We start from the raw sequence: 6,031 nt of genomic DNA on the forward strand, positions 1-6,031 counted from the left end.
GATTTGTGAGCAATACAGACGTCACGCCACTGGGCGTGCGTCATCAGAGAGAATCCGGGTTATGTTGCAGTTCATCCTCCGACGTCTGGGACTGGTTATCCCGACGTTTATCGGTATCACCCTTCTCACTTTTGCCTTCGTCCATATGATCCCGGGTGATCCGGTGATGATTATGGCGGGCGAGCGTGGTATCTCCCCTGAACGTCATGCGCAACTGCTGGCTGAACTCGGCCTTGATAAGCCGATGTGGCAGCAGTACCTCCACTATATCTGGGGCGTCTTGCACGGCGATTTAGGCATTTCACTGAAAAGCCGACTTCCGGTGTGGGACGAGTTCGTGCCGCGTTTCCAGGCGACGCTTGAACTGGGCATCTGCGCCATGATCTTTGCGACCGCGGTGGGGATTCCCGTTGGCGTACTGGCTGCTGTTAAGCGTGGCTCTATTTTCGACCACACCGCCGTTGGCCTGGCACTGACCGGCTATTCCATGCCTATCTTCTGGTGGGGCATGATGCTGATCATGCTGGTATCGGTGCAGTGGAACCTGACGCCGGTCTCCGGGCGCGTCAGCGACATGGTCTTCCTTGACGACACCAACCCGTTAACCGGCTTCATGCTGATTGATACGGCGATCTGGGGCGAAGAGGGCAACTTCATTGATGCGGTTGCGCACATGATCCTGCCTGCAATGGTGCTGGGCACCATACCTCTGGCGGTAATCGTGCGTATGACCCGTTCTTCCATGCTGGAAGTGCTGGGCGAAGACTATATTCGTACTGCCCGCGCCAAAGGCCTGACCCGTATGCGCGTCATCATCATTCATGCCCTGCGTAACGCGATGCTGCCGGTGGTTACCGTTATCGGTTTGCAGGTGGGTACGCTGCTGGCGGGGGCGATCCTGACCGAAACCATCTTCTCCTGGCCGGGCCTCGGACGCTGGCTGATTGACGCGCTGCAACGCCGTGACTATCCGGTGGTGCAGGGTGGTGTACTGCTGGTCGCGACGATGATTATCCTCGTCAACCTGCTGGTCGATTTGCTGTACGGCGTGGTGAACCCGCGTATTCGTCATAAGAAGTAAGGGGCCATCATGTCACAAGTTACTCAAAATAAAGCGGTCTCTGCGCCGGTGCCTATGACGCCAATGCAGGAGTTCTGGCACTACTTCAAGCGCAACAAAGGCGCGGTCGTCGGGCTGGTGTATGTTTCCATCATGATCCTGATTGCGGTGTTTGCGAACTTCCTCGCCCCGTATAACCCGGCGGATCAGTTCCGCGATGCGCTGCTCGTGCCGCCAGTCTGGCAGGACGGCGGCAGCGTTGCCCATCTGCTGGGCACCGATGACGTGGGCCGCGATGTGCTGTCGCGCCTGATGTACGGCGCGCGCCTGTCGCTGCTGGTTGGCTGCCTCGTGGTGGTGTTGTCGCTGATCATGGGCGTGGTGCTCGGCCTGGTGGCGGGCTACTTCGGCGGCATCGTTGATAACGTCATCATGCGTATCGTCGATATCATGCTGGCATTGCCTAGCCTGTTGCTGGCGCTGGTGCTGGTGGCGGTCTTCGGCCCGTCGATAGGTAACGCCGCGCTTGCGCTAACGTTTGTTGCGCTACCGCACTACGTGCGTTTAACCCGTGCGGCGGTGCTGGTGGAAGTGAATCGCGATTACGTTACCGCGTCTCGCGTGGCGGGTGCCGGTGCGATGCGCCAGATGTTCATTAATATCTTCCCGAACTGCCTTGCGCCGCTGATCGTTCAGGCGTCGCTCGGTTTCTCTAACGCCATTCTCGATATGGCCGCTCTTGGCTTCCTTGGCATGGGTGCGCAGCCGCCAACACCGGAGTGGGGTACCATGCTCTCCGACGTGTTGCAGTTCGCGCAAAGCGCCTGGTGGGTCGTCACCTTCCCGGGTCTGGCGATTCTGCTGACGGTGCTGGCATTTAACCTGATGGGTGATGGTCTGCGTGATGCGCTTGATCCCAAACTGAAGCAGTAAGAGGCACGAGATGGCGTTATTAAATGTAGATAAATTATCCGTGCACTTCGGCGACGAAGGCACACCGTTTCGCGCCGTGGACCGCATTAGCTACAGCGTAAATCAGGGCGAAGTGGTTGGTATTGTTGGGGAGTCTGGCTCGGGGAAATCCGTCAGCTCGCTGGCGATCATGGGGCTGATTGATTACCCCGGCCGCGTAATGGCGGAAAGTCTGGCATTCAACGGTCAGGATCTGAAGCGTATTTCCGAGAAACAACGCCGCCAGCTGGTGGGCGCGGAAGTGGCAATGATCTTCCAGGACCCCATGACCAGCCTGAACCCGTGCTACACCGTCGGTTTCCAGATTATGGAAGCCATTAAGGTGCATCAGGGCGGCAATAAGAAAACCCGACGTCAGCGCGCTATCGATCTGCTGACGCAGGTGGGTATTCCCGATCCGGCATCGCGTCTGGACGTTTACCCGCATCAGCTCTCCGGCGGGATGAGCCAGCGCGTGATGATCGCCATGGCTATCGCCTGTCGGCCAAAGCTGCTGATTGCGGATGAACCGACAACCGCGCTGGACGTGACCATCCAGGCGCAAATCATCGAGCTGCTGCTGGAGTTGCAGCAGAAAGAGAACATGGCGCTGGTGCTGATTACGCACGACCTGGCGCTGGTGGCGGAAGCGGCACACAAAATCATTGTGATGTATGCGGGCCAGGTGGTGGAGACCGGAAGTTCGCACGATATCTTCCGCGCGCCACGTCATCCGTATACGCAGGCACTGCTGCGCGCGCTGCCGGAGTTTGCTCAGGACAAGGCGCGTCTGGCGTCGCTGCCGGGCGTGGTTCCGGGCAAATACGACCGTCCGCAGGGCTGTCTGCTTAATCCGCGCTGCCCGTATGCCACGGACAAATGCCGCGTTGACGAGCCAGAGCTGAATCTGCTGGCCGACGGTCGACAGTCAAAATGCCACTACCCACTCGATGATGCCGGGAGGCCAACACTATGAGTACGCACCAGGCCACCACGCAACAGCCGCTGTTGCAGGCTATCGACCTGAAAAAACATTACCCGGTGAAGAAGGGGATTTTTGCCCCTGAACGCCTGGTGAAAGCGCTGGACGGCGTCTCCTTTAGCCTCGAACGCGGTAAAACGCTGGCGGTCGTAGGGGAGTCAGGCTGCGGAAAATCCACGCTGGGCCGTCTGTTGACGATGATTGAAACGCCCACCGGCGGTGAGCTTTACTATCAGGGCCAGGATCTGCTCAAGCACGATCCGCAGGCGCAGAAGCTGCGTCGTCAGAAAATCCAGATCGTGTTTCAGAACCCGTACGGCTCTCTGAACCCGCGAAAGAAAGTCGGGCAAATTCTGGAAGAGCCGCTGCTGATTAACAGCAGTCTGAGCAAAGAGCAGCGTCGTGAAAAAGCGCTGGCGATGATGGCGAAGGTGGGCCTTAAAACCGAGCATTACGATCGCTATCCGCACATGTTCTCTGGCGGCCAGCGCCAGCGTATTGCCATCGCCCGCGGTTTGATGCTTGATCCGGACGTGGTGATCGCCGATGAACCCGTCTCAGCGCTCGACGTGTCCGTGCGCGCGCAGGTGCTTAACCTGATGATGGATTTGCAGCAGGATCTGGGGCTGTCGTACGTGTTCATCTCGCACGATCTGTCCGTGGTTGAGCACATTGCCGATGAGGTGATGGTGATGTACCTGGGGCGCTGCGTGGAGAAGGGGACGAAAGATCAGATCTTTACTAACCCGCGTCACCCGTACACCCAGGCGCTGCTGTCTGCGACGCCGCGGCTTAACCCGGATGACCGCCGTGAGCGAATCAAGCTGACCGGCGAGCTGCCGAGCCCGCTGAACCCGCCGCCGGGCTGCGCGTTCAACGCCCGCTGCCGTCGCCGCTTTGGTCCGTGCACGCAGTTGCAGCCACAGCTGAAGGATTATGGTGGACAGCTGGTGGCCTGCTTCGCGGTCGATCAGGATGAAAACGGCGAAAAGCCGCAGGCATAAAGAAAAAAACCGGCGATAAGCCGGTTTTTTTTCGTCTGAGGTCTACTTCCGTAGCCGAATCTGGTCGACGGCGTGTTTCTCGCTCTTGGTGAGGATCAGGCTTGCACGTTCGCGCGTCGGCAGGATGTTCTCTTTCAGGTTTACGTAGTTGATCTCATTCCATAGCCCTGTCGCCACGTTGATAGCCTCTTCTTCAGAGAGCTGGGCGTAGTTATGGAAGTAGGAATCCGGGTCGGTGAACGCCCCTTCACGGAACTTCAGGAAGCGGTTGATATACCAGCGTTGCAGCAGTTCTTCCGGCGCATCCACATAAATTGAGAAGTCGACAAAGTCAGAGACAAACACGTGATGCGGATCGTGAGGATAATCCATCCCGCTTTGCAGAACGTTTAACCCTTCCAGAATCAGGATGTCAGGCTGCACAACCGTTTTGTCGCCATCCGGGATACGGTCGTAAATCAGATGCGAGTAAACCGGTGCGGTGACGTTAGGCACGCCCGATTTTAAATCAGAGACAAACTTCACCAGGCGGTGCATATCATAAGAGAGCGGGAAGCCCTTCTTCTTCATCAGGCCGCGTTCTTTCAACACCTCATTGGGATGCAGGAAGCCATCGGTGGTGATCAGCTCCACGCTGCGGTGCTCCGGCCAGCGGCTCAGCAGCGCCTGTAGCACGCGCGCGGTGGTACTTTTACCCACTGCCACGCTGCCCGCAATACTGATGATATAAGGAATACGTTGACCGTTCGTGCCGAGGAACTGTTCCAGCACGGCCTGACGACGCAAATTGGAGCTGATATAGAAGTTAAGCAAGCGGGAGAGGGGGAGATAGATTTCTGCCACCTCTTCCAGGGAGAGATCTTCGTTTATCCCTTTTAGCCGTGCGATTTCACCTTCCGTCAGCGTCATAGGGACGGAGTCACGCAGGGCTGCCCACTGGCTACGGTTAAACTGAAGATAGGGCGTCATTAACGTTTGCTCTTTTTTGCTCATAAGCATGCTTCTGTGAACCATCACGAAACGGCGGGTGCGGGCTCATCACATAGTTAATTTTGGACAATGGGCAGGAGGTTAACACCAGATGAGAGGAATAATAAGAAAAAATATGGGAAAGCGATGCTTAACCGGATAGGTATCACCTGGGGCTATAGCGTGCCGAAATCAGCCGTTCATGTTGAATTTTTAACCGGGAGCGGATGAATTTACAGCGGTTAGCCCTGGTTTCGAATAAAATGTGAGCGAAAGAACGTTTTATGCAATTTTTTAGTTGCATGACTGCGCAGGTCTCCATAGAATGCGCGCTACTTGATGCCGACTTAGCTCAGTAGGTAGAGCAACTGACTTGTAATCAGTAGGTCACCAGTTCGATTCCGGTAGTCGGCACCATCAAGTCCGGTGGGGTTCCCGAGCGGCCAAAGGGAGCAGACTGTAAATCTGCCGTCACAGACTTCGAAGGTTCGAATCCTTCCCCCACCACCACTTTCTGGCAGCGTCAACGCCGCCGGAGCTGGTTGGAAAAATTGACCAGCTCGAACAGAAAAGAGAGAAATCTCTTTTTTTGTTACAGAAAGAACTGGGTAGCCGAGTTTCAGGATGCGGGCATCGTATAATGGCTATTACCTCAGCCTTCCAAGCTGATGATGCGGGTTCGATTCCCGCTGCCCGCTCCAATACGTGCTGATATGGCTCAGTTGGTAGAGCGCACCCTTGGTAAGGGTGAGGTCCCCAGTTCGACTCTGGGTATCAGCACCACTTCACTTCTCCCTCCCTTTCTCTCTGTTTCAATGTAAATGTATTCAACAGTTCAGGCATTTTCGCCTGGTTGATGTGGTGATATCACCGATTTATCCGTGTCTTAGAGGGACAATCGATGTCTAAAGAAAAGTTTGAACGTACAAAACCGCACGTTAACGTCGGTACTATCGGCCACGTTGACCATGGTAAAACAACGCTGACCGCTGCAATCACTACCGTACTGGCTAAAACCTACGGCGGTGCTGCTCGTGCTTTCGACCAGATCGATAACGCACCAGA

The 6,031-nt window shown here is 56.2% G+C and carries 6 protein-coding genes and 4 tRNA genes; 9 read left to right on the plus strand and 1 reads right to left on the minus strand.

Going from position 1 to position 6,031, the window contains the following annotated elements:
• Positions 1-61: 61 nt before the first annotated feature.
• The 4 genes from dppB to dppF are packed head-to-tail and all read left to right on the plus strand — an operon-like array spanning position 62 to position 3,997.
• Complete coding sequence (dppB, locus tag INF58_RS09060; protein ID WP_022646696.1) at positions 62-1,081, plus strand: dipeptide ABC transporter permease DppB; 1,020 nt, start codon at positions 62-64, stop codon at positions 1,079-1,081.
• Positions 1,082-1,090: 9 nt separating this feature from the next.
• Positions 1,091-1,993, plus strand: coding sequence for a dipeptide ABC transporter permease DppC (gene dppC / locus INF58_RS09065; RefSeq protein WP_063452210.1), 903 nt, complete (start codon positions 1,091-1,093; stop codon positions 1,991-1,993).
• Between the two features lie 10 nt (positions 1,994-2,003).
• Positions 2,004-2,987, plus strand: coding sequence for a dipeptide ABC transporter ATP-binding protein (gene dppD, locus INF58_RS09070; RefSeq protein ID WP_193032467.1), 984 nt, complete (start codon positions 2,004-2,006; stop codon positions 2,985-2,987).
• Positions 2,984-3,997 (plus strand): dipeptide ABC transporter ATP-binding subunit DppF, encoded by a 1,014-nt coding sequence (gene dppF, locus INF58_RS09075; RefSeq protein WP_063452212.1) that lies wholly within the window; start codon positions 2,984-2,986, stop codon positions 3,995-3,997. The genes dppD and dppF overlap by 4 nt, the downstream gene beginning before the upstream one ends.
• Positions 3,998-4,039: 42 nt before the next feature.
• On the opposite strand, the gene coaA is transcribed toward dppF, so the two are convergent.
• Complete coding sequence (gene coaA, locus INF58_RS09080; protein WP_063868899.1) at positions 4,040-4,990, minus strand: type I pantothenate kinase; 951 nt, start codon at positions 4,988-4,990, stop codon at positions 4,040-4,042.
• Between the two features lie 317 nt (positions 4,991-5,307).
• Between coaA and INF58_RS09085 the strand changes: the two genes are divergently transcribed.
• From INF58_RS09085 to INF58_RS09105, 5 genes are all read left to right on the plus strand, one after another.
• Positions 5,308-5,383 (plus strand) — tRNA-Thr (locus INF58_RS09085).
• An 8-nt stretch (positions 5,384-5,391) separates the two neighbouring features.
• A tRNA-Tyr gene (locus INF58_RS09090) sits at positions 5,392-5,476 on the plus strand.
• Positions 5,477-5,592: 116 nt separating this feature from the next.
• Positions 5,593-5,667, plus strand: a tRNA-Gly gene (locus INF58_RS09095).
• 6 nt (positions 5,668-5,673) lie between these two features.
• Positions 5,674-5,749: transfer RNA gene (locus INF58_RS09100), tRNA-Thr, on the plus strand.
• A gap of 118 nt (positions 5,750-5,867) precedes the next feature.
• Positions 5,868-6,031, plus strand: a 164-nt coding sequence (locus tag INF58_RS09105; RefSeq protein WP_001445782.1) for a GTP-binding protein, incomplete at its 3' end; no start/stop codon positions are given.

The organism is Enterobacter cloacae complex sp. P24RS (assembly GCF_014982165.1).
GTDB classification, from domain to species: Bacteria; Pseudomonadota; Gammaproteobacteria; order Enterobacterales; family Enterobacteriaceae; genus Enterobacter; species Enterobacter quasihormaechei.

Coding starts and splice junctions, on each gene's coding strand:
- dppB (WP_022646696.1), top strand. CDS start 62: ATGTTGCAGTTCATCCTCCGACGTCTGGGACTGGTTATCCCGACGTTT.
- dppC (WP_063452210.1), top strand. CDS start 1,091: ATGTCACAAGTTACTCAAAATAAAGCGGTCTCTGCGCCGGTGCCTATG.
- dppD (WP_193032467.1), top strand. CDS start 2,004: ATGGCGTTATTAAATGTAGATAAATTATCCGTGCACTTCGGCGACGAA.
- dppF (WP_063452212.1), top strand. CDS start 2,984: ATGAGTACGCACCAGGCCACCACGCAACAGCCGCTGTTGCAGGCTATC.
- coaA (WP_063868899.1), bottom strand. CDS start 4,990: ATGAGCAAAAAAGAGCAAACGTTAATGACGCCCTATCTTCAGTTTAAC.